Raw genomic sequence first — 22,406 nt, 5'->3', positions numbered from 1 at the left:
TCAATTCTGCGAGAAACACAGTAGGTTTCGTTAAGCGTTCGTATTTGCTCATTCAATGGCTATAAAATTTTTATTTTATGTAAGGATACACTCTTGAACAATAGAGGCGAGAGCGAAGCAAGCCGATCAATGGCGCGCGCCTGATGATATTTGAGCTTATCGCCGCGTTTAACTTCGACGAGCGCTAGGCCCTCTGGACCGAACATTGTCAGGTCAGGCCACCCATCAATAGGAATTGTCCCTGACATCATGCCGTCCGCGATTTTTACTAAAGTACCTATGTCCATGTATTGAAGGAGTTTCCGCTCCTGATCAATGCCGGCAAGAGTGTTGGGGCCACCGTTGCCGCGACTTTCGACTTCCTCACAGTAGATGGCGTAGCCGGTTTCCAGTCGCGCAGGCGTGAGTCGGGAGACAAGGTCGAGTAACACCGCCTTACTAGCTGGGCTGTATGCCATTTCACCATCTACCACGCAATCAGCATACCCCATCATGAATAGGCTGCCAGGCATGAAGTAGCGGCCTTCCCTCATGAATGGTTTGCGATACAGTAGCTCCTTAAGCAAGGGAACATCATTCATCCATGACATGAGAATCAGGCGGTGAATCGCACTACCTTCATCGTGTAAACCAGACCATCCGTTTCGCTTGAGATGAGATAGCGCGTGCATCTCCGTCGTCATGCCGTCGCAACGATCCGCTATGGATGTGGTCAACTGCACGTCAAGCATGGCAACTTGTTGCTCGAAACGCGAAGCCTCCACTAACTTATAAAATGCCGCACGAGTAAATTGGTGCAACTGATCTACTAATCCGAGCCGTGCCAGAACTGCAAGGATCTTTGTTTCGATGGAGCGGCCATAATAAAGATCTTCGAGGTACCCAATCCATTTGCTACCGAGTTTAGTGCGATAAAGGAAGAGGTCTGTTCCCGCAGGGGTCAATGTATCGTCACGTAGGTACGGTACGTGATCATCGCTACCTGGAAACGGCTCGGAACCTCTGCTGAACCATTGCGTGAATGCAGAGTCGTCTCCTAGAAGGAGCTGGTCAGGAATATCTTTAAACGTCATTTTCTCTTGATTGTGTAATGATATAGATTACTTATGTGGATATTAGCGAAAGTCTCTACGGCTCAGCACAACCGGATATTTCCTCTAAAGTAACCAACCCGCTGTGTTGCGCAGAACAAGATGTTCATTCCTTGTCCAGATAGCCCGGCATGGTTTCAATCGACAGTGGGATGTCAACGCTCACCCGTCCATCATCGTGCTGTTGAAAGTACACTCCGCCGTCTGACACTAAATCCTCTGCAAGCTGTCGCAGTTCGTCGAACGGTTCGCTGCTGCCCCAAGCGCCAAAATCAGCGGCGATCGCTTTGCAAGCTTTATTGAGACGCTCAAAGTACGGAAGGAACCAATGATCTGCTAGTGCATTTGCCGTACTCGGTACCGTACGCCAGTCCACTCCCAGCCCATGCAAATTCCCCAAGTGATACGCAGAATACTTAAGCAGATCGCTATATAGCCGGGTTGCCTCATGCAATACTTTTCGGATGTCTTCGTCAGTTCGATATGCGATGATCGCCGCGTTCGCGGCGACCCGGTTCTGCTCTAGTGCCGGAAGGAACCCGGATTCGTAGGCTAGAAGCTCTGAAGGCCCGAATTCTGCGCTGCGCCAGCATGCACCAAACTCAGTCCAACACGCTAGCATGCATTGTGTCCGAAATCCGTCGAGAAAGTTTTCTTGCGCTCGGAGTAAGTATCCAGGAAACGCTGCTTCGTATAGCTGGTCAAGCTCCACATGGGCGCATTCATGAGCCACTGTGTTCACGACTAGGTCTCCGCGCTTCGCCTTTAACATGGAGAAGATCGAATTCGCACTTAGGACGATATGGGTTTTGAGTTCACCATCGCGTAATACCCTAGTAGACATCGCAATACCAACGCCATGATCATCCGAAGGTGTCAACTTGTAATCTGTTTTACACCCCCTGTCCAGATCGAGCAGCGCTTGATGATAGTCGGCCGCAAACGTGACCCCATCCAAAGTTGCAAGATTTATTTTCGCGCCGGCCGTCCTCAGTATGGAGTGTAGAAATTCCCGCACCTCTTCAGCGAGCTCTTCATCTATACCGATGGTCACAACGTTTACGTTTTCTAGTACAGACGCGGGCGTTGCGGTCATGCTTTCGTCCTCAGTGATGTAATGATCGGCAGTGGGTAATCTGCTGGTACCGTAGGCGAGTGATGCAGTTCCACAGTGACCAACTTAACTTGACAAAGCCCAAGCTTGGAAATTGACACAATTTTTGCGCGACCATCCACAACTGCTGGAAGTCCGCTCCTGGCCGAACCCGGCCGTTTGGCTGAGCATATCAGGTCACCGAGATGGAAAAGTCGCGGACTGTCACGATAGGCCGCTACCGACCCGAAGCGGACGGTGCCAGCGATGAACTCACGTTCGCATCAGTTGGAAAGCAGAACCTTGATCGCTGCATTGAATTGACCAGCGAGCAAAGCTATCTCAGCGGGGATGACAACCTCGCTCCAAGACAATTTCGCTTCGACGGACACCACCAAATAAAGCTCGTGATAGCGCCCGTCCAATTCGGTCCTGACCCAAGCAAGGGTTCTTCCAATGGCATCAAGGGTTACTGGGATAGAGATATACCTGCTTCCGTCAGTGGGGCGCATGCCGCCACGACGACATTCGAAGTGGACGGCCATTTGTTCGAAGGTCTGAACGTCAATTCCATGCACGACAACGAAACAGGCTAGTCGATCATCTTGGTTGACCGTAGTAATCATGGGTTGAAGTCCAGTGCATAGGCAATCCGTCATTAATGTTAGAGCAGATAAGGTCCGCTGTTGGCCGACTCCTGCCTGTCACGCCCGGCAGCTTTCGTCCCAGGCCGTGTAAAAACGCAAGTTAGGCGTCGGCTTGACGACAATCGACCCCTTAAATCGCTCGCTACGGCGTTTTCTCGTGGTCGGGAATGGTATAGGGACCCCTGAAAACACGCCGATCGCGCGTTTTTACACAGCCTGGTCCGAAAGCTGCCTATTTGGCAACTGCTGCCAGTTGAGCCAGCTTGAACAGTACACCTATGAACCTTTGAAATTAGATCCTAAAGTCTGCCAGTTGCTTACCGCCAGCAATGCCTTCCGCTATCCATTTTGGCTGGCGCCCACGGCCGGTCCAAGTTTGACCTTTATCAGCTGGATTGTGGTACTGCGGCTCTACCTTCTGCCCTTTGCCCTTCGACGACTTTTTCGAATTTACCGTGAGCAATTCCTCGACTGTCACGCCTACGTCCTGTGCAATCGAGAGAATTTGCTGACGTGCTTTTGCTAAGTCGCCTTGTTGGCGGTTCTTGATCTCCTGGTCGATGCCATGCTGGAGTTCCTTTAGTTCGCTAAGGTTGTAGCTTGACAGGTCGATCTTCGTCATTTTGTTTCCTTTTCAATGAGTTATAACGTTCTGGTGCCGATTCTACTATGTGCTCATCAATTTACATGTCTTACGAAGCACCGTCAGCGATCTTCTAAAGGGCCTGAACAAAGAATGCGGGACGATTTGAGCTATCTGCCCTACTACGTGGAGCAAAAAGAGCAGGCCGACAGAATACCCCCGACATCAGCCGGCGGAAGTAGGTCTAAGCCTCAGTTTGCTCGGAAATTTCTAATGCGTCATCAACTTCGATGCCTAGGTATCGAACTGTGCTTTCGAGCTTGGTATGCCCTAGCAGAAGTTGAACCGCACGAAGGTTCTTGGTCCTTCGATAGATGAGTGTTGCTTTCGTTCGGCGCATGGTGTGGGTACCGTATGCTGCGACATCAAGCCCTATTGAAGTGACCCACCGTCTGACAATGCGAGCGTACTGGCGCGTGGACAAATGGGGCGAACGCGTGACTCTGCTTGGGAAGAGGAACGCGTTGTTAGAAAGTTTGGCTTGCTCAATCCATGCCAACAGTGACTGCCTTGTCATGTCAGTAACTTCAAACTGTACAGGACGCTGCGTTTTACGTTGCATGACTATCGCACGATGCACGATGCACGATGCTGCGCCCATGTGCGATGTCGCTGACTTTCAAGCTCAGCAGGTCACAGCCACGCAATTTGCTATCGATCGCCAAGTTGAATAGGGCAAGATCTCTGACTTGTTCAGTCAACTGAAGGCGAATTCGGATAGACCATATCTCTTTCAACTTCAAAGGACTTTTCTGGCCAACAAGCTTCCCCTTATTCCAGGCAGCTTGATAAGCCGACGTCTGCATGCACGGTTTCATGAGGTCCTCCTTAGGAATCGGACCTTATTTTGGCGTACTCATGCTGTAGTAATAGACGGAGTCGGACGTCACCCGACCCAACGCGGTCTTCGCATTAGCGACCTGCTACCGCGCGAGCTGACTGGCTCTCCCTGGCAGGATCATGCGACCGGCAATAGCCGGTGTGATGTACGACACCAGCGAGCCTACCTTCCGCGTTAATGGTTACGGTCAGGGTGAACTGATCACCCCATTGCGGCTTGCAATAGATGATCCTAGGCCAAGGTGGAGGTGCGAAGTCGAGTGTGATGTGTGCTGACGTGATTTCCTCAAGTCGGACACGCGAGACGTCTGCCAACTTTGCAAGGAGGCGGCGATAGTGAGCCAATACAGGCGCGAACTCAGACGACGACGGCTGAATGGATGATGTCAACAAGTCGAGTAACACCGTGGTCCGACCATTCCATTCGCCCAGCGAACGTAGTTTGCCGATTGACCAGTAACCATCCAAATCGTTGTTCCGGCTAGCGAATGAGCCGCACAAACCGCTGGCGATATTTGTCAGGCGCGTCCCTCTAGGCATACGTCAGTCCCTGTTCACTTAGCTTGGTCCACAATGTCGAGCCGCGACCGAGCCATTTCTGCCAAACTCGGCCGTTCGCGTCAGCGTCGCAGGTTGCCGGGCTAAAAATTCACCGACTGTCTCGACAGGCCGGATTCGACCCGAAGCGGACAGTCACTTTTCCGGCAATTGTGGCAGCGGTTGGACTTGCTTGAACTTCCTCGCCGGACGACACGGATTCTCGCAAACGTTCCGTTCAAGCGAACTGGTATAGGGGCGCGACAACTTAGAGCTGCAATTAACCCAGAGGCTGCCAGCCTTGCTCCGTCTTATGTAGGGTCATTTCGCCCTGCAAGTCGATCTCAGTGCGTTTGAAGAAGTCTGCTTGGTTTGCGACCCCTTTGAAAATTCCACCAATCAGGCGGACCACTTGGTAAGGGCAGCCCTTGATGTAGAAAGCGCCCATTTCTTTACCGATGTCGTGCGGATCGCGGAAGGTTCGCTGCGCGGGACGCCCATGGGTATCAAACCAGTTTGCTTGGAGTTGGGCCAGTTCGGCCTTAGGTTGCCCGATCAGTGTCTCAAGCTCTGCCTCCCAGCCTTGCCGCGCTGCCTCGTATGACGCCTCTTGTTCGTAGGAAAGCGACAGGCCACGGCCTCCGCTGAAATCTTGCATACTTGGTCGTGGCGTGGAGTCATTTAACTGCCGCCGCAAGTCTTCAATCCTTCGCTTTAGTTCATCGCTCTTTTGATTGAACGCGGTGTACTCCGTATTGAACTTTTCATAAGCCGCGCTTTCTTGCGTGTAGAGGTTGCCCAGTTCTTCAAGCTTGTCCGGATCGACCTTGACCGTGAAGCTATATGACACGTGATATCCGTCGGTTTTGCCGTGTCCATTTGTCTTGTTGACCCCGTCCAAACTCATGTTGCTGCAAGAAGTAAAAGAAGATGCGAGTGCTCGTTCGATATCGCTGTCACTTGGACTGGAACTGCAGCCAACTAGGCTAAACATAACGCACAGAATTAACGGTATCTTCATACGACAAATGTTCTTTCAGAAATTTTTGCTCAATAAAAAAGGTTGCATCACATAAATATCTGACGCAGTTCGATCAGCATTTGAACGGCTGCTTCTGGCCGAAAGCCGACTTGGCTGAACGTCTGCAATCGACCCTAAGCGGATTTCAGCTTTTCCATCCGTCCAGAAGAAACGTACCCGACCTTGCTTCCCGGAAGTTCCTGGGCAAGACGGTCGCATAGTTCTCCGCCTCCGGCCGAACGCGGCCGTTCGCCGCAGACAAGCAGAGAAGCAGATAAGCAGAGAAGCAGAGAAGCAGACAGTTCACTATGTTTTCGGTTAAAAGCGAATCGTTAATAGCAACTGTAACTATTTTACCTCATAAAAACGGTCTCGATGGTATTCGAGGTGTGCCGGCCTAATGCTGTGCTTATCGTGTACGTGTAAGGTTCCGTCGATACCAATTAAAGTAAAGTCATTAGCAATCGCGAATATCCCCAAGTCGAACATCGTATGGTGATTTGGGCACAAACAGATAATATTGTCAGCCGTGTCGGGGCCGTCGTGTGGCGCGCCTAGTGGACGTATGTGCGCGGCTTCGGCATATGGCCCGGAGTTAGTCGATATCCGCAGGCTGCAGACCTGGCACGAGTAGTCGTACTGCTTCTTCACTTTCCGGGCTAACGCAGTGTCGCGGACGACCCGCTGGACGGTTACAGTCGTACGCTTTGTCGGCCCTTTATCTGGACCATTTGGCCCTCCGGGTTCAGGCTCATCGGGTGTGCCAGGCGAATCTGGAGGCACCACCACATCTTGTATAAGCTTAAATCGCCAAACCTTGAAGCCCGCGGCACCGATTTCATGCCAGTGGCTTTCAATTCGGAAGAGCCCGTCGTAGCGATATCCTGATGTTGGAGCGAACGTGTTTCGTCTATCTGCACCTCGCACGACTCGCACAGGTAGCCCATCTAGCTGGCTTCGAACGAGTGCAAGGTTGCCTTTCAAAAGCTCCTGATCTTTAACGTGCCGGCCATTTTTATCACGGCCCCCATGCCCGGTATAGATGATCACCTTGCCTTGGTCAATGTCATCTTTATAGCCACCGGATACTACTATCGAGTCTGCCCCGTCTTCCGGCGTTCCTGCAATACCTGCTTGCGTATGTCGATGTACTCCGGCAAGGTACAGCTCATACCTGTCCGGGTAAGTTGCTCCCGTCGCCACGCCAGGTATCTCTCCAAAAATTCGTTCCTTGGCCATCTTTTTCACTCAAATTTAACGATGGCTGTAGTGTAGCGACAAAAAGTTAATACACCTATACTGCCGCGTGTTTTTTGCTCGACCGACACGCCTAGACTCTGTACAGCCCTGATAGGGAAAACCTTCATTCACTACTCGCCATCATCCTCTGGTGCGTCAATAACGGCGGCACTTCCCGATAAAGCTGCCCACTTTGTGCCTTTCACATGCCACGGCAGTGCGGGCTGTCTTCTCACTTTTACATGGCGACCATTTTTGATGTAATGACTTTGTACGTGGTCAAAGTGGCGCCGGCGACTATGGAAGGAATACGTGACAAGGATTGCGATTAGTGGTTTGTTGAGTGCTCCCCAAGTTTGAGTAATCTTGGCGAGGTTCTCCTCATGATGCTCGGCACTGCTGTAGCCAATGAAAATGAAAGCGTCAGCCTCGTGATGGGCGCTGGCCAACTTATGAATTTCGTTGACTCTATCTTGCTTCGGCTGATACCACTCCCACTCAACCTTCGCCCAAGCTTGGCGATTAGAATTCTGGATTACTGCATCAGTTCTTCCGCCGCTTTCAAAGCAAGTGAACAGGCCCATTAGGTCACTACATTGCTTTACAGTAGAAGCGATATGCGTCGTCCAAACAGCACGCTTTCCAAGGTCCTCATGGCCAGGAATCACAGGGAAATCTTGATACCAAAGTGCGTTGAACAGAGCAATAAAGTCGCGCTCGCGTCGTTTCATATAATTTTTCGGATTCTAATGTATGTCTGCTTGTTGCCGAACCCGGCCGTTCAAGCCAGCATAGCAGGTTGCCAGGCTGAAAATCCAGCGGTGGCCGCGACAGGCCGGAATCGACCCAAAGAGGACCTTCACTGACGTAGAGTAGAGGTAAGGTAGGTACGATCTAGTCAAGTAAGCGTTACTCACAGGCAGGGATGCGTTCGCCAGATTTCTCAACGAATTCGTACACGAAAAAGCGACCGCTATCATCCGATTTGAACTTTGTCCTTGCGGTGTAAAGCGCAGGCAAGAAATCAGTAGCTGGGCTTCGTTTGTAAGTCGGAGGCTCGACTAAAGAAACGCGCATTTTAGGAGTGTCTCCATGGACAGGGAAAATCGGTAACATTCCACCGCGCGTAAGCGAAAAACTTGGATGAGGGCTGTAGCCGGGCGGGATCATCGAAATTGGAGCAAGCCAACCACTAAAAACTCCGACTGGAATTTCCTTAGGCAATGTGTACCAATACTGCGTAGCTTCGTCAGCCTTTGTCTCCTTGCCCCGTATGAGGACAGCGAAGGCGACGAGTTCACTGACCGGCTGTGTGAAGCCTTCTTCGAACACCGGTTGATCCGCTATAGTCGAATCTTCCAGACTGATTAGTCGCCTGCCAATGCTGAATCCAGAACGCTTTCGAACTTGCTCGTACGGAAGCAGGGGGCTATCGATGGCGCGAGGACTCTCAACAGGTACCATGCGACGGACTGTCTTCGGCGCGATCTCAAGTTCAGCCTGGGAATAAGGACGCTGTGGTGACGTAGGATGATTCTCTAATCGATTAAGTACCAAGTCCTCAAACTTGACGACTTTGGTTGGAAGACATACCTGAATCCTGACATGCTTAGTGCTGCTGGCTTTCCATGGGTTTGCCTGCTCCGCGGTGTTGCATCCTTGTAAGATCAAAATGCCGCACAACCCAACGACTAGTGAAGCGGATTTAAACATCTTGTGCTTCTCTTTCCCAGACTATTAAATTCAAAAATATAGAGTGCTTTTTCGCAGTCGTTTGTCCGGTGCACACTGCGCAAGTTGATGAATTCCGAGTGATATTCGACTTTGGATTCCGTCACATACGAGGGATCGCAGTTTTACCGAGTCGATTGCACAGTCGCCTCTACGGAACTAACTGTTCGACGACCTTCACGAATCAGCGCTGTCGGAGGCGGCCCAAGATCCGCTTTTGGCCGATCTCGGCCGTTCAGCTCAGCATAGCAGGGCCCCAGGTGCCAGAATTCGCAAACTGGCCGATAGCGAAAGTTCAGCCAGTATATGGCAGTGTTGCTTCTTTGCAATAAACTGCTTGCGATCTGCTCCTTGTCGACAGATTAGACTGCGAACCCGGTGGAGTGGCTGGCAAAGCGTCGGCAACTACCGCCGCCACCGGCTAGGGATAGCATGGACTGAAGGCCAGGCGTCACCAATCCTCATGACGAAAAGATTATGCCGTGCCTATCCACTTGGTGTAACAGAGGTTCCTCTGGCGCGGCCGAAAACATGCGCACTTGCATCCATGCTCTCGGCCATCTTCCGTACATGGTCCGATAGAGCGTGATGAGGTGTATCGCTTCCGATCCGGGTAAGGTCGGCGCCAGTCTTATGCATTGCTCCCTTATAGAGACGGATATTGGCAGGTAGGTTGGGATTAATCAGCGAGGCGGGATTACGCTTGAACGTTTCGTAGAAATACACCACGTTGCAGCGGAAGCGGCGATAGGTCGCCGCGAATTGTCGAAGGACCTCGAAGCAGTACTTGCATGGAATCCTCTCGGTCAGCAGAATCAATTCGCCCTCGATATTGTTCCCGTAATGCGGCAAGATCTGTGCGAGGAGATTTAGCAGTAGAAATTCCGAGTCATGTCGACGCCCGCCCGCGTCAAAGGTCGGTTTCAAGTTGGGATACACAATTCCATCCCGGGTAAGCCGGATGTCTCCGTCTATTTCGTGCCAAGACAGGATGATGGTGCCATCAGCACGGGCCAGCGCATCTTTCAAGGCGTGGGGCAGCGCCTTGAACGATGGAGCAATGCACTCGAGTCCGAGGAGAGGCGGTAATCCTCCGAGCGTGAATGCCATCCGCCCCAGGTTGCCGATGTCCGTCAGGCAGTGTGCGATGTGCAGCAAGTCGGTTTGACTGATGTTCCTAGAAGAATTATGCATCCCGGGTGGTCGGTCAGCGTGCACCTGACCACCCAGTAAGATGACCGCGTCGACAAACGCCTGCGAGACCGTTGTCGTAAGATCGGGATCGTAAATGTTCACCGATAAACCGGTCGGTACCGATGGGACCCAATTTTTTGGACGCCATGGCGCCCTATCGTCATCTATCACTATGGTTTCGCCGAACAAGTTATTAAGAGCGTCCAACAAGATTCTGTAATTGCTCATCAGGCAACAGCCGAGCGCACTGAGCATTACCGATCGTCCGCTATTGGCCGAACCCGGCCGTTCAAGCCAGCATAGCAGGTTGCCAGGCTGAAAATCCAGCTGTGGCCGCGACAGGCCGGAATCGACCCATACCGGACGTTCGCTAGTAAGCGTGTATCGACCGAAAATGGCTACCAAGACTAGTCAAAATTGATGTCTGGATAGTAATTTTCAAGAATTTTTCGCATCTCGAGCTTTCCCGAACAGCGTGCTCTATCGCGGGCCTCATGAATGATGTTTCGACCACGCCAATCCGTCACGATCACGTCTGCCTTGTAGCGGCAAAGCACGTCGAGTACTTCCAAGTCGGCGGGCTCTGCTTTAAAGGTGCACATGATTGCCGTAGTACCGTCAGCGCCCACCCCGTTGACATCAGCTCCTGCTTCAAGTAGCGCCTGGACAATTGGAACGAACCTTCGATTCGCTGCCCATGTGAGAGGCGTGTAGCGATTGTCATGTGTGTCGGCAGGAGGAAGGGGCTCGTTTGGATCCTTGTTGGCAGCAAGCAGCATCCGGACGACCGCAAGATCTCCCGCCATTGATGCATGGGCGAGCGAGCCGTCACCTGGTCGCATTCCTCCACGCCGGATGAATTCACGTACTAGCATTGGTCTGCGTTTGTTGATCGCGGCTACGAGTGGACTCCCGCCCCATTCGTCGCGTGCTCGCACCAGAACACGCTGACTACTAAGGCGAAGCGCTTCTTCATCAGTTCCACTTTCTATCGCGGTAAAAATCGTGTGGCGAAAAATTCGCCTGAATCGCTCCCGTAGCCGATAACCGATCTTCCCCCAACGATATGGGTCTTTTAGTAGCACGAATGGCATTATTTACTCGACTTGTAAGATGTCCGCTCTTGGCCGAAACCGGAAGTTGGTCGCGGCCAGTGTAACTCAGCAAAAAGCTGTGGAGTTCGCTACTTCACGCTCAGTGGTCGCAGTGATTTTCAAAACGTCGCATCTATTTCGGAAAGTCACAGTTGAAGTTGATGACAAATTTATGCCAACTGGCGTAGTTCTGAAGGGCTACTGGTGGTGGGCATTTGATTGGAAAAACTTTCGACTAAGTTCAATGCACTCTAATCAGAGGCGAGTTGACATCACGACTGTAGGTGGGAAGGCAGACTACTTCCCGGTCGTAGGTGCGCGAGCAGTAGAGCTTACCGAATATGATTTCTGTGAAGAAGAAATCTTGCCGTTAGATCCGTGTAGGCGGGCAGATACCAACTTACTCTGGTTTGATTCGGACGGGGTGCCGTCCTGTTCTAACTGGTGCAGAAAGACGACGCTTGAGGACGAATTACGAGTACGCACTTCAGTGTGGTTGTACCACTTAGACAAGCAAGAAATCGTATCACGCCGCAGGGCTTATATGGAAGAGATGCGCGTGTTACTTCGAACTGCTGACATTAGTTACAAGTTTTGGAAGCGAAAAGGCAGCGTCGCGCATTCAAATCAATTTGCAAGACAAATCGCTGATATCGAACGCAGGTTGGCGGAAACTGAGCGTTTTTCAAGAGCGAAACGAGCTGCTGTTTGTGCTGCAGCTGCCGAGTATTCCTGGATCGTCGAAGAAGGGTTGGTATGATCGATGTTGACCGTGTGGCGAACCGAGTCCTTTTTGTTCGCTTAGCCGAGCAGACAAGATGAAACTTACCTAACGGGGAGCTCGTCCAGGAACAATACCCCATGATGCGCGAGCGAGACCTCACCGGGCCGCGGCACGCTGCCGCCGCCCACCAGGGCCACGCCGGATGTCGTGTGATGCGGGCTGCGAAACGGCCGCTGGCGCCAGCGCTGTGGCGAGAAGCCGCCGGCCAGGGATTGCACGGCGGCCGATTCGAGCGCTTCGGCGTCGCTCATCAACGGCAGCAGGCCTGGCAGGCGCGCCGCCAGCATGCTCTTGCCCGCGCCGGGCGGGCCGACCAGCAAACACGAATGCGCGCCGGCCGCAGCCACCTCGAGCGCGCGCTTGGCATGCTGCTGGCCCTTGACCTCGGCGAAATCGGGATAGCACACCGCCTGCGCAAGGGCCGGCCCCGCATGCCGAACGAGCTTGGGCGCATCGGGCGCGTTGGCGAAGTGCGCGCAGACCTCGAGCAGCGTGCGCGCCGGCAGGATCTCGGCGGCTTCGACCAGCGCCGCCTCGTCGGCATTGGCCAGCGGCAGGATGAAGGCGCGCGGCTGCAGGTCGGTCTGTAAAGCAGATTGTGCAGAATCCGTGCGCACCATCGCAAACGCCATCGCCAATGCGCCGCGGATCGGCCGCAGCTCGCCCGACAGCGACAGCTCGCCGGCGAACTCATAGCGCTCCAGCGCATCCCCCCGAATCTGGTGCGATGCGGCCAGGATGCCCAGCGCGATCGGCAGATCGAAGCGGCCGGATTCCTTGGGCAGATCGGCTGGCGCCAGGTTGATCGTGATGCGGCGAGCGGGGATATCGAAGCCCGAATTCTGCAGCGCGGCGCGCACGCGGTCCTTGGCTTCGCGCACTTCGGTGTCGGGCAGGCCGACGATCGTCCAGCCGGGCAGGCCATTGGCCAGATGGACTTCGACATTGACGGGCGGCGCTGCCATGCCGGCCAGCGCGCGGCTTTTCAAGACGGCGAGACTCATTGGATTCCTTCCGCATGACGCCAGGGTGCCCCATCCTAAAGCGCAGATCGCACCACCGTTTGAGAGCGGACAGGCGTGCGCGCCTGCCCGTTCATGACAGGTGCATATACCGGTCATTTTGTCGTTCATGCCGGGATTCATACCGTCTGTCACAAAATGCTGACATTGCTTTTTATTAACGCTACATTGATCGTGAACAACAACGACAACCGCAACCGTCCCCGGAGAATCAGTCCATGCTATCGATCAAGCAGCTCAACAAGACCTATGCCAACGGCGTCAAGGCGATCAATAACGTCAGTCTCGAGATCCCGAACGGCATGTTCGGCCTGCTCGGCCCGAACGGGGCCGGCAAGTCGTCGCTGATGCGCACCATCGCCACGCTGCAGGACCCCGACAGCGGCAGCATCGATTTCAACGGCCTGGATGTGTTGAAGGATAAAGAAGGCCTGCGCCGCCAGCTCGGCTACCTGCCGCAGGATTTCGGCGTCTACCCGAAGGTGAGCGCCGAAAAACTGCTGAACCACTTCGCCGTGCTCAAGGGCCTGACTGCCAAGGGCGAGCGCAAGGAGATGGTCGAGGCATTGCTGCACCAGACCAATCTGTGGGAAGCGCGCTCGCGCGGCCTGGGTACGTTTTCGGGCGGCATGCGCCAGCGCTTCGGCATTGCGCAGGCGCTGCTTGGCGCGCCGCGCCTCGTCATCGTCGACGAACCGACCGCTGGCCTGGACCCCGATGAACGCAATCGTTTTCTGAACCTGCTGGCCAAGATCGGCGAGAAGGTGGTCGTGATCCTGTCGACCCACATCGTCGAAGACGTCACCGACCTGTGCCCGCGCATGGCGATGATCGCGAAGGGCACGGTGCTGCTGCAGGGCGAGCCACAGGCCGCGATCGACACCCTCAAGAGTCGCGTGTGGCGGCGCACCGTCAGCCAGGACGCGCTGGCCGACTACCAGCGCGATTTCAATGTGCTCTCCACGCGCCTGGTGGCGGGGCGCCCGCAGATCAACGTATTTGCCGAGTCGCAGCCGGACGACGGTTTCGTCAGCGTCGAGCCCGACCTGGAAGACGTCTACTTCCTTCAGATCCGAAACGCCAACCGCGCGGCCGCTTCGGCGACCGGTGCGGCGACTGGCGCGACGCCCGCATCCACCGCACCGGTCGTGGCGTAAGGAGCCGGCATGCTACGCGAATTCTTCAAGTTCGAGCTGGGCATCCAGCTGCGCCAGCCGCTGTTGTGGGTATGCGCGCTGATCTTCGGCGCGCTGGCCTTTGGTGCGACCACGACCGATGCGATCCAGATCGGCGGCAGCATCGGCAACGTGAATCGCAATGCGCCGGTCGTCGTCGCGCAGCTGCTCGGCGTCTTCAGCCTGATGTCGATGTTCGTCGTCACGATCTTCATCGCCGGCTCGGTGCTGCGCGATGGCGACGTCGGCATCTCCGACATGCTGTTTGCCACGCCGATGAAAAAGCACGACTACCTCGTCGGCCGCTTCCTGGCAGGCCTGGTGGCCTGCATGGTGATCTTCGCGGTGATCGTGGCGGGCATGATGCTCGGTCCCCTGATGCCGTGGATCGACGCCGAGCGCATCGGCCCGTTCCCCGGTGCGGCCTACCTGTGGGCGTTGTGCGTGCTGGTCGCGCCGAACCTGCTGTTCATCGGCGCCTTGCTGATGCTGCTGGCCGCGACCACGCGCTCGATCATGATGGTGTATGTCGGCGTGATGGCATTCTTCGTGCTGTGGATCCTCGCCGGCAGCTTCACCAGCAATATCGACAACGAGTGGATCGCCGTGCTGGTCGACCCGTTCGGCCTGCGCGCCCTTGGCCGCGCCACGCGCTACTTCTCGACTGCCCAATCGAATGCCGGCCTGCCCGACATCGGTGGCTATATGCTGGCCAACCGCCTGTTGTGGAGCGTGGTCGGGCTGGCGCTGCTTGGCCTTACGCTGGCCCTGTTCAAGCCGCAGCGCGCCGGCACCGGCAAGCGCCTGTTTGGCAAGGCCAGGGCGGCAGTGCCGGCAGCCGCGATGCCGGCGCACATCGCCCTGCTGCGGATCGCACCGCGCTTTACACGCGCCACGCGCTGGCGCCAGTGCTGGCATATCTTCGCCTTCGACGCCGTGGCCGTGTTCAAGAGCGTGCCGTTCCTGGTCATGCTGCTGTTCGGCGTGCTCAATATGGTGGGCAGCTCGAGTCAACTGGGCCAACTGTTCGGCACCGACGTCTACCCGCGCACCCACCTGATGATCGAGCTGCTCAAGGGCAGCTACAACTTCCTGCTGCTCATCATCGTGATCTTCTACGCCGGTGAACTGATCTTCAAGGAGCGCCAGGCCGGCATCGCCGACGTGAACGATGCGATGCCGATGCCAAACTGGGCGCCGCTGGTGGCGAAAAGCCTGGCCCTGGTTGGCGTGGTGCTCGCCTTCTTGTTTGCCGGGATCGTGACCGCGATCGCCATCCAGTTGTACAAGGGCGGCGCGCCGATCGAACCAATGGTGTACCTGCAGGGCGTGTTCATGGCGGGCACCCCGTACATCCTGATGGCGCTGATCGCCGTCGCGCTGCAGGTTGTGACGAACAACAAGTTTCTGGGTTACCTGCTCATGATCGTGCTGATGGTGGCGCAAATCGTCCTGTCGGTGATGCACTTCGATCACAACCTGTACAACATCGGCCTGCTGCCCGAGACGCCGTACTCGGACATGAACGGCTTCGGCCACTTCGTCGCGGGCTGGTCGTGGTTCGCGCTGTACTGGACCCTGTTTGCCGTGGCGGGCCTGATCGTGGCCCAGGCATTCTGGGTACGCGGCCTGTCGGTCGAGTGGCGCACGCGCACCCGCGAAGCAACGCGGCGCCTGCGGAGTGCTTCTGGCGTTGCGCTGGCCGCCTGCACGATCGCGTTTGCGCTGGTGGGTGGCTGGATCTTTCACAATACCGTCACGCTCGGCCGCTACGAAGCGCAGAACGTGGCGATGGACAAGCAGGCCAGGTACGAAACGACCTACCGCAAGTACAAGGACCTGCCGCACGCGAAAATCGTCGACGTGCGCGCGGCGGTGGACATCTATCCGGCAGAGCGGCGCGTTATGGTCAAGGGCCGCTACGTCTTCGAGAACAAAACCAGCGGGCCACTCGACACGCTGCGCCTGCAAGTCAATCCCGATGTCGTGACCACCTTCGCCGGCCTGCCCGCGCACACGGTCGTCCTGGACGACAAGGTGGCGGGCTTCCGGATTCTCAAGCTCGCGCAGCCGACGGCGCCGGGTGCCCGCCTGGCGCTGGACTTCACGGTCGACGTGCGCCGCCCCGGTTTTTCCAACGCCGGCAAGGGAGACACGCTCAACCTGAACGGCACGTTCTTCAACAACCGCGAGTTCTTCCCGCTGGTTGGCTACCAGAGCGAGTTCGAACTGCTGGACCGCAACGAGCGCCGCAAGCGCGGCCTGGGCGAACCGGAGCGCATGGCCAAGCTCGAAAACCAGGCCGCGCGCGCCAACACGATGTTCGGGGACGACGCCGACTGGATCAGTTTCGACACCACCGTCTCCACCAGCGGCGACCAGATCGCCCTGGCGCCGGGCTACCTGCAACAGGCATGGAAGGAAAACGGCCGCAACTACTATCGCTACAAGATGGACCAGAAGATGATGCCGTTCTTTGCCTACCTGTCGGCCAACTGGCAAGTGAAAAAGAGCGACTGGCGCGGCATTGCTATCGAGATCTATCACGATCCGAAGCATGCCTACAACGTGGACCGGATGATCGCCGGGACGCAAAAGTCGCTCGACTACTTCACGACCCAGTTCACGCCCTACCAGCACAAGCAGGTGCGCATCCTGGAATTCCCAAATTACCAGAGCTTCGCGCAATCGTTCGCCAACACGATCCCGTTCGCGGAGTCGATAGGCTTCATCGCCGACCTGCGCGACAAGGAAGACATCGACTACGTCTTCTACGTGACCGCGCACGAGATGGCGCACCAGTGGTGGGGCCACCAGGTCACGGCCGCGAACGTGCAGGGCGCGAGCATGCTGATCGAGTCGCTGGCGCAGTACTCGGCGCTGATGGTAATGGAGAAGGAATACGGGCCGCACAAAATGCGCCGTTTCCTGCGCTATGAACTGGATCGCTACCTGAGCTCGCGCGGCGCCGAAAAGATCGAGGAACTGCCGCTGGTGCGCGTCGAAAACCAGGATTACATCCACTACCGCAAGGGCAGCCTGGTGTTCTATCGCCTGCGCGACGAGATCGGCGAAGCGGGGCTCAACCGCGCCCTCAAGCGCTTCCTGCAAGACAAGGGTTACCAGGAGGCGCCGTTTGCGACATCCGCCGAACTGGTGGACTACATCCGCGCCGAAGCCCCTGTCGCCAAGCACGCGCTGATCGCCGACCTGTTCGAGCGCATCGTGTTCTACGATAACCGCGTGACCGAAGCAAAGGCCGTCAAGCGCCCGGACGGGCAGTGGGACGTGACGATGAAGCTCCATCTGGCCAAGATGCAGGCCGACGGCAAGGGGCAGGAAACACCACGCACCTATGATGAGGCGGTGGAAATCGGCGTGTTCGCGCGCGCGAAGGATGCCAAGGAATCGGACGAGCGCGTGCTGTTATTGGAGAAGCGGGTACTGCGGGGCGAGAATCCGACCGTGACAGTGACGGTCAAGGAGCAGCCATTCGATGTGGGCGTCGACCCGTACAACAAGCTGATCGACCGCGTGGCGCGTGACAACCGGAAGGAAGTCAGCATCGATTGAGGCCCGGGCAGTAGCGTGGGCGGGTTTCCCGCCCACGCGTTCAAGCAGAAGCTGGTGACTGTTTAATGCTTGTCGAGCGTTGGCGGCACAACAATCGTCGGATCTTCCGGTGCAGCCGGGAACGGCGCGGTGGCCGACGGTGCGGCGCCCGGCATCGGAATCGCCGAGCTACCTGATGTCGCCGATGCTGCTGCCGCCGACGTTGCCGACGGTGCCGTGCTGCCGCCTGCACCCAGCTTCGCTTCCAGTTCACTCACGCGCAGTTCGAGCGCCTCGAGCTTGGTGCGGGTCTTGGCCAGCACCTGGGCCTGGATATCGAATTCCTCGCGCGTGACCAGATCGAGCTTGGAAAAGCCCGACGTCATGGCTGCTTTCACATTGCGTTCGATGTCCTTGGCCGGACCACTCTCGAGCGCCTGGTTGATCTTGCCCTGCAAGTCACTGAAGAAGTTGCTGTTACTCATATCCATTTCCCTTTCTGCCGAGGCCGCACGCTCCATGTTGGTGCAATGTGACCTGATGTAGTGCGCCGAACGGCCGTCTGGGTGCCGTATGCGGTCCGTTGTGATAGTGCAAGACCGATGTGGGGCGTGTTTACCAAAAAAACAAGGACCTTTTTCCCGTTTATGGGCTGGCACGCATCCTGCTAAATAAAGCGTAGGTAAAGAACATCACAAGGATTCACTAGCAGTCATTTTTCATGTTGTTCATCAAGGGGGTTTGTCATGAAGTGCAAAGCAAAATTCAGCGCAATTGTTCTGGCAGTTCTGGCAGTCGCCAGCGTGCCGGGCATGGCACAGGAACAACCCGCCGAACATCAGGTGAGCTACAACGCGAGCATCACCAGCGACTACCGTTACCGCGGTCTGTCGCAAACAGCCCTCGACCCGGCCCTCCAGGGCGGCGTCGACTATGTACATGGCCCATCCGGCTTCTACGTAGGCACCTGGCTTTCCACCATCAAATGGACGAAAGACCTGGGCGGCGACGGCAATCTCGAATGGGACGTCTATGGCGGCAAGCGCGGCCAGTTGATCGACGCGGTCAGCTATGACGTTGGCGGCCTGTATTACTACTATCCGGATAACGGGTTGAACCCGAGCGCGAACACGTTCGAGCTGTACGGCAAACTCGGCTACGGCCCGGCCTATATCAAGTACTCGCACTCGACGACCAATCTGTTCGGCACCGCCGACAGCAAGCAAAGCGGCTACCTGGACCTGGGCGCCGACATCGACGTCAGCAACGGCTTCATCCTGAACCTGCACGTCGGGCGCCAGAAACTGAAGAACAACAGCGCGTTTTCGTACACCGACTACAAGGTCGGCGTCACCAAGGACTTCGGCGTCGCCACCGTGGCGCTGGCGTGGCACAAGGCGAATACCGACGCCTACCTGAGCCCGGAAGGCAAGAACCTCGGCAAGTCCGCCGCCGTGCTGTCCGTCTCAAAAACTTTCTGATCGCAAAAGAGGCAATACCATGAAAATGATCACCGCCATCATCAAGCCCTTCAAGCTCGACGAGGTGCGAGAGGCGCTGTCGGAAATCAACGTGCAAGGCATGACGGTGACCGAAGTGAAGGGTTTCGGTCGCCAGAAAGGCCACACCGAGCTGTACCGTGGCGCCGAGTACGTCGTCGACTTCCTGCCCAAGATCAAGATCGAAGCCGCGGTCGACGATGCCATCGTCGATCAGGTCATCGATGCGATCCAGGGCGCTGCCCGCACCGGCAAGATTGGTGACGGCAAGATCTTCGTGGCCGACCTGAGCCAGGTCATCCGTATCCGTACCGGCGAGACCGGCAACGACGCACTGTAAGAGGGAATGTTTTCATGAAGCGTATAACTACAACGATACTGACCGCCTTGCTGGGCCTGGGCGTCGCCCTGCCGGCCATGGCGGCGCCGTCCATCAACAAGGGTGATACGGCCTGGATGTTCGTCGCCACGCTGCTGGTGATCCTGATGACCATTCCTGGCCTGGCGCTGTTCTACGGCGGCCTGGTGCGCGCCAAGAACATGCTGTCGGTGCTGATGCAGGTGATGATGGTATTTGCCCTCGTCATCGTGCTGTGGTGCCTGTACGGCTACTCGCTGGCCTTCACGCAGGGCAACGCCTTCATCGGCGGCTTCGACCGCGCCTTCCTGCAAGGCATCTGGGATCCGGTCGCCGGCAAGTTTGCGATGGCCGCGACCTTCAGCAAAGAGACGATGATCCCCGAATTCATCTTCGTCGCCTTCCAGGGCACTTTTGCGGCGATTACCTGCGCGCTGATCGTTGGCGCCTTCGCCGAGCGCGCCAAGTTCGCGGCCGTGCTGGTGTTCGTCGTGCTGTGGTTCACCTTCGGCTACCTGCCGGTGGCGCACATGGTCTGGTTCTGGGCCGGCCCTGACGCCATCACCGACGCTGCGTCGCTGCAAACCGTCACCGCAGCTGCCGGCTATCTGTGGCAGCAGGGCGCGCTCGACTTCGCGGGCGGCACCGTGGTGCACATCAACTCGGCCGTGGCCGGCCTGGTGGGTGCCTACGTGATCGGCAAGCGGATCGGTTATGGCCGTGAATCGATGGCGCCACACTCGCTGCCGATGACGATGGTCGGTGCATCGCTGCTGTGGGTCGGCTGGTTTGGCTTTAATGCCGGCTCGGCGCTCGAAGCAGGCGACGTGGCGGCACTGGCGTTCCTGAACACGCTGCTGGCCACCGCCGGCGCGGTGCTGACCTGGGTGCTGGGCGAGTGGATCTTCAAGCACAAGCCATCGATGCTGGGCGCTGCATCGGGCGCCGTATCGGGCCTGGTGGCGATTACCCCGGGCGCCGGTTTTGTCGGCCCGATGGGCGCACTGGTCATCGGCCTGCTGGCCGGCATCGTCTGCCTGTGGGGCGTGACGGGTCTGAAGCGCCTGCTGCGCGCTGACGATTCGCTCGACGTGTTCGGCGTGCACGGCGTGGGCGGTATCCTGGGCGCGATGCTGACCGGCGTATTTGCGTCGCCGGCACTGGGCGGGCAGGGCGTGTGGGATTACACGACCAATGCCATGAACACGAGCTACTCGATCGTCGGCCAGCTGTGGATCCAGGCCCATGCGATCGGCGTGACCGTCATCTGGTCGGCGGTCGTCGCCTTCATCGCCTTCAAGCTGGTCGATATCGTGATCGGTCTGCGGGTGCCCGAAGAAGAAGAGCGCGAAGGTCTGGACATCACGAGCCACGGCGAGTCGGCCTACCGTTACTGATCCGTTCAGTCGTCGCTAGTCCTTGAAAACGTCGTCTCCGCGCAAGCGGGGACGGCGTTTTTTGCATTCTGCGCATTGCCCTTTAAAATAGCCGGACCAACCCCATATGCGACTCCCAACTTATTAACAACAAGAAGCGCACAACAAGGACGTCCAATCAATGGTTCCGCACCTCGTCACCGCCCAGACCGGTCCCTTGCTGGACCTGGAAAAGAAAATCCTCGAAGCCACGCCCGCCATCGAGCGCTGGTTCCGCCTCGAGTGGCAGGAGCACACGCCGCCATTTTATTGCTCGGTCGATCTGCGCAACGCCGGCTACAAGCTTGCGCCGGTGGACACCAACCTGTTCCCGGGCGGCTTTAACAACCTGGCCAGCGAGATGCTGCCGCTGACGGTGCAGGCGGCCATGGCCGCCGTCGACAAGTATTGCCCGGACGCGCGCAACCTGCTGCTGGTACCGGACGCCGACCGGCGCAGCCCGATCTACCTGCAGAACGTCGCGCGCCTGATGCAGATCTTCCGCCAGACCGGCTTGCATGTCCGCCTTGGGACGTTTTCGCCCGACATCACTGAGCCGACGCCGCTGGCGCTGCCTGACGGCAATATGCTGGTCCTCGAGCCGCTCGTGCGCTCGGCCAATGGCCGCCGCGTCGGCCTGCCCGACTTCGACCCGTGCACCATCCTGCTCAACAATGACCTGTCGGGCGGCATCCCGTCGATCCTCGAGAACGTCCACGAGCAAGCCTTGCTGCCGCCGCTGCACGCCGGCTGGGCGCTGCGCCGCAAGAGCAACCACCTCAAGGCCCTGGACGAAGTGGCCAAGAAGTTCGGCAAGCTGATCGACATCGACCCGTGGCTGGTCAACCCGCTGCACAGCACCTGCGCCGAAGTCGACCTGCGCGAGAACGTCGGCACCGAAGCGCTGGCCGACGACGTCTCGGCGCTGTTCTCGAAGATCAAGAAGAAGTACAAGGAATACGGCATGAAGGAGCGCAAGCCCTTCGTCATCCTCAAGCCCGACGCTGGCACCTATGGCATGGGCGTCATGACGATCAAGGACGCGAGCGAAGTGCGCGACCTGACCCCGGCCCAGCGCGCGCGCATGTCGGTGGTCAAGGATGGCGTGGCCGTGACTGACCTGATCATCCAGGAAGGCGTGCCGACCTTCGAATCGATCGACGACGCCGTCGCCGAACCGGTGGTCTACATGATCGACCGCTATGTCGTGGGCGGCTTCTACCGCGTGCACGCCGAGCGCGGCATCGACCAGAACCTCAATGCGCCCGGTTCGCAGTTCGTGCCGCTGGCGTTCGCGCAGCAGCACGCGATGCCCGACCCGAAAGCCAAGCCGGGCACCGCGGCGCCCAACCGCTTTTACGTCTACGGCGTGGTCGCGCGCCTGGGCATGCTGGCGGCATCGCTGGAACTCGAACGCACCGATCCGAATCCCGAAGTCTACTGACGCACTGCATCCGGCAAACCTCGGGCC

At 57.1% G+C, this 22,406-nt stretch carries 17 protein-coding genes and 3 pseudogenes; 8 read left to right on the top strand and 12 right to left on the bottom strand.

Going from position 1 to position 22,406, the window contains the following annotated elements; translation table 11 throughout:
* Nucleotides 1–59: 59 nt before the first annotated feature.
* Both RCH14_RS04775 and RCH14_RS04770 read right to left on the bottom strand, forming a co-directional pair.
* Nucleotides 60–1,073: a hypothetical protein gene (locus tag RCH14_RS04775; protein ID WP_343024989.1), complete on the bottom strand. Its 1,014-nt coding sequence runs from the start codon at nt 1,071–1,073 to the stop codon at nt 60–62.
* Between the two features lie 124 nt (nt 1,074–1,197).
* Nucleotides 1,198–2,187, bottom strand: a complete 990-nt coding sequence (locus tag RCH14_RS04770) for a hypothetical protein (protein ID WP_343024988.1) — start codon at nt 2,185–2,187, stop codon at nt 1,198–1,200.
* A 203-nt stretch (nt 2,188–2,390) separates the two neighbouring features.
* Here RCH14_RS04770 and RCH14_RS04765 point away from each other — a divergent pair, with 203 nt between their 5' ends.
* On the top strand, nt 2,391–2,780 hold the full coding sequence (locus RCH14_RS04765; RefSeq protein ID WP_343024987.1) for a hypothetical protein: 390 nt from the start codon (nt 2,391–2,393) through the stop codon (nt 2,778–2,780).
* A gap of 343 nt (nt 2,781–3,123) precedes the next feature.
* Here RCH14_RS04765 and RCH14_RS04760 read toward each other — a convergent pair whose 3' ends face one another.
* The 8 genes and pseudogenes from RCH14_RS04760 to RCH14_RS04725 form a co-directional block, all read right to left on the bottom strand.
* Entirely contained in the window at nt 3,124–3,453 is a 330-nt protein-coding gene (locus RCH14_RS04760; RefSeq protein ID WP_343024986.1) for an H-NS histone family protein, read from the bottom strand.
* Between the two features lie 205 nt (nt 3,454–3,658).
* Nucleotides 3,659–4,280 (bottom strand): annotated as a pseudogene (locus RCH14_RS04755) (tyrosine-type recombinase/integrase).
* An 851-nt stretch (nt 4,281–5,131) separates the two neighbouring features.
* A complete protein-coding gene (locus tag RCH14_RS04750; RefSeq protein ID WP_343024985.1) occupies nt 5,132–5,701 on the bottom strand; it encodes a hypothetical protein in 570 nt (189 codons plus the stop codon).
* 519 nt (nt 5,702–6,220) lie between these two features.
* Nucleotides 6,221–7,111 carry a YDG/SRA domain-containing protein gene (locus RCH14_RS04745; RefSeq protein WP_343024984.1) on the bottom strand — a complete coding sequence of 297 codons (891 nt, stop codon included), beginning with the start codon at nt 7,109–7,111 and terminating at the stop codon, nt 6,221–6,223.
* A gap of 131 nt (nt 7,112–7,242) precedes the next feature.
* Entirely contained in the window at nt 7,243–7,842 is a 600-nt protein-coding gene (locus RCH14_RS04740) for a hypothetical protein (RefSeq protein WP_343024983.1), read from the bottom strand.
* A gap of 178 nt (nt 7,843–8,020) precedes the next feature.
* Entirely contained in the window at nt 8,021–8,824 is an 804-nt protein-coding gene (locus tag RCH14_RS04735) for a hypothetical protein (RefSeq protein ID WP_343024982.1), read from the bottom strand.
* A 504-nt stretch (nt 8,825–9,328) separates the two neighbouring features.
* On the bottom strand, nt 9,329–10,291 hold the full coding sequence (locus tag RCH14_RS04730) for a deaminase domain-containing protein (RefSeq protein ID WP_343024981.1): 963 nt from the start codon (nt 10,289–10,291) through the stop codon (nt 9,329–9,331).
* A gap of 152 nt (nt 10,292–10,443) precedes the next feature.
* Entirely contained in the window at nt 10,444–11,130 is a 687-nt protein-coding gene (locus RCH14_RS04725; protein ID WP_343024980.1) for an ankyrin repeat domain-containing protein, read from the bottom strand.
* 19 nt (nt 11,131–11,149) lie between these two features.
* Here RCH14_RS04725 and RCH14_RS04720 point away from each other — a divergent pair, with 19 nt between their 5' ends.
* On the top strand, nt 11,150–11,890 hold the full coding sequence (locus RCH14_RS04720; protein ID WP_343024979.1) for a hypothetical protein: 741 nt from the start codon (nt 11,150–11,152) through the stop codon (nt 11,888–11,890).
* Between the two features lie 74 nt (nt 11,891–11,964).
* Here RCH14_RS04720 and RCH14_RS04715 read toward each other — a convergent pair.
* A pseudogene (locus RCH14_RS04715) lies at nt 11,965–12,918 on the bottom strand (YifB family Mg chelatase-like AAA ATPase); the annotation flags it as partial.
* Nucleotides 12,919–13,154: 236 nt separating this feature from the next.
* Here RCH14_RS04715 and RCH14_RS04710 point away from each other — a divergent pair.
* Both RCH14_RS04710 and RCH14_RS04705 read left to right on the top strand, forming a co-directional pair.
* On the top strand, nt 13,155–14,093 hold the full coding sequence (locus tag RCH14_RS04710; RefSeq protein WP_343024978.1) for an ABC transporter ATP-binding protein: 939 nt from the start codon (nt 13,155–13,157) through the stop codon (nt 14,091–14,093).
* Between the two features lie 9 nt (nt 14,094–14,102).
* On the top strand, nt 14,103–17,684 hold the full coding sequence (locus tag RCH14_RS04705; protein ID WP_343024977.1) for a M1 family aminopeptidase: 3,582 nt from the start codon (nt 14,103–14,105) through the stop codon (nt 17,682–17,684).
* A gap of 230 nt (nt 17,685–17,914) precedes the next feature.
* On the opposite strand, the pseudogene RCH14_RS04700 reads toward RCH14_RS04705, so the two are convergent.
* Nucleotides 17,915–18,148 (bottom strand): annotated as a pseudogene (locus RCH14_RS04700) (accessory factor UbiK family protein); the annotation flags it as partial.
* Between the two features lie 261 nt (nt 18,149–18,409).
* Between RCH14_RS04700 and RCH14_RS04695 the strand changes: the two are divergent.
* From RCH14_RS04695 to gshA, 4 genes are all read left to right on the top strand, one after another.
* Nucleotides 18,410–19,144, top strand: a complete 735-nt coding sequence (locus RCH14_RS04695) for a TorF family putative porin (RefSeq protein ID WP_343024976.1) — start codon at nt 18,410–18,412, stop codon at nt 19,142–19,144.
* 19 nt (nt 19,145–19,163) lie between these two features.
* Nucleotides 19,164–19,502: a P-II family nitrogen regulator gene (gene glnK, locus RCH14_RS04690; protein WP_292030538.1), complete on the top strand. Its 339-nt coding sequence runs from the start codon at nt 19,164–19,166 to the stop codon at nt 19,500–19,502.
* 14 nt (nt 19,503–19,516) lie between these two features.
* Entirely contained in the window at nt 19,517–20,917 is a 1,401-nt protein-coding gene (locus tag RCH14_RS04685; protein ID WP_343024975.1) for an ammonium transporter, read from the top strand.
* Nucleotides 20,918–21,077: 160 nt separating this feature from the next.
* Nucleotides 21,078–22,379, top strand: a complete 1,302-nt coding sequence (gshA, locus tag RCH14_RS04680) for a glutamate--cysteine ligase (protein ID WP_343024974.1) — start codon at nt 21,078–21,080, stop codon at nt 22,377–22,379.
* The last annotated feature ends 27 nt before the right edge of the window (nt 22,380–22,406 follow it).

This window comes from Massilia sp. MP_M2 (assembly GCF_039123635.1).
Classification (GTDB): domain Bacteria; phylum Pseudomonadota; class Gammaproteobacteria; order Burkholderiales; family Burkholderiaceae_D; genus Telluria.
The sequence above is the reverse complement of the archived record's forward strand: the minus strand, read 5'-3'. Positions and strand labels throughout refer to the sequence as shown.

Excerpts from the sequence above, each read along its gene's own strand:
- RCH14_RS04740 (WP_343024983.1), bottom strand. The coding sequence starts at position 7,842 with ATGAAACGACGCGAGCGCGACTTTATTGCTCTGTTCAACGCACTTTGG.
- RCH14_RS04770 (WP_343024988.1), bottom strand. The coding sequence starts at position 2,187 with ATGACCGCAACGCCCGCGTCTGTACTAGAAAACGTAAACGTTGTGACC.
- RCH14_RS04745 (WP_343024984.1), bottom strand. The coding sequence starts at position 7,111 with ATGGCCAAGGAACGAATTTTTGGAGAGATACCTGGCGTGGCGACGGGA.
- RCH14_RS04695 (WP_343024976.1), top strand. The coding sequence starts at position 18,410 with ATGAAGTGCAAAGCAAAATTCAGCGCAATTGTTCTGGCAGTTCTGGCA.
- RCH14_RS04775 (WP_343024989.1), bottom strand. The coding sequence starts at position 1,073 with ATGACGTTTAAAGATATTCCTGACCAGCTCCTTCTAGGAGACGACTCT.
- RCH14_RS04760 (WP_343024986.1), bottom strand. The coding sequence starts at position 3,453 with ATGACGAAGATCGACCTGTCAAGCTACAACCTTAGCGAACTAAAGGAA.
- RCH14_RS04735 (WP_343024982.1), bottom strand. The coding sequence starts at position 8,824 with ATGTTTAAATCCGCTTCACTAGTCGTTGGGTTGTGCGGCATTTTGATC.
- glnK (WP_292030538.1), top strand. The coding sequence starts at position 19,164 with ATGAAAATGATCACCGCCATCATCAAGCCCTTCAAGCTCGACGAGGTG.
- RCH14_RS04720 (WP_343024979.1), top strand. The coding sequence starts at position 11,150 with ATGTCCGCTCTTGGCCGAAACCGGAAGTTGGTCGCGGCCAGTGTAACT.
- RCH14_RS04685 (WP_343024975.1), top strand. The coding sequence starts at position 19,517 with ATGAAGCGTATAACTACAACGATACTGACCGCCTTGCTGGGCCTGGGC.
- RCH14_RS04730 (WP_343024981.1), bottom strand. The coding sequence starts at position 10,291 with ATGCTCAGTGCGCTCGGCTGTTGCCTGATGAGCAATTACAGAATCTTG.
- gshA (WP_343024974.1), top strand. The coding sequence starts at position 21,078 with ATGGTTCCGCACCTCGTCACCGCCCAGACCGGTCCCTTGCTGGACCTG.
- RCH14_RS04710 (WP_343024978.1), top strand. The coding sequence starts at position 13,155 with ATGCTATCGATCAAGCAGCTCAACAAGACCTATGCCAACGGCGTCAAG.
- RCH14_RS04705 (WP_343024977.1), top strand. The coding sequence starts at position 14,103 with ATGCTACGCGAATTCTTCAAGTTCGAGCTGGGCATCCAGCTGCGCCAG.
- RCH14_RS04765 (WP_343024987.1), top strand. The coding sequence starts at position 2,391 with ATGGAAAAGTCGCGGACTGTCACGATAGGCCGCTACCGACCCGAAGCG.
- RCH14_RS04725 (WP_343024980.1), bottom strand. The coding sequence starts at position 11,130 with ATGCCATTCGTGCTACTAAAAGACCCATATCGTTGGGGGAAGATCGGT.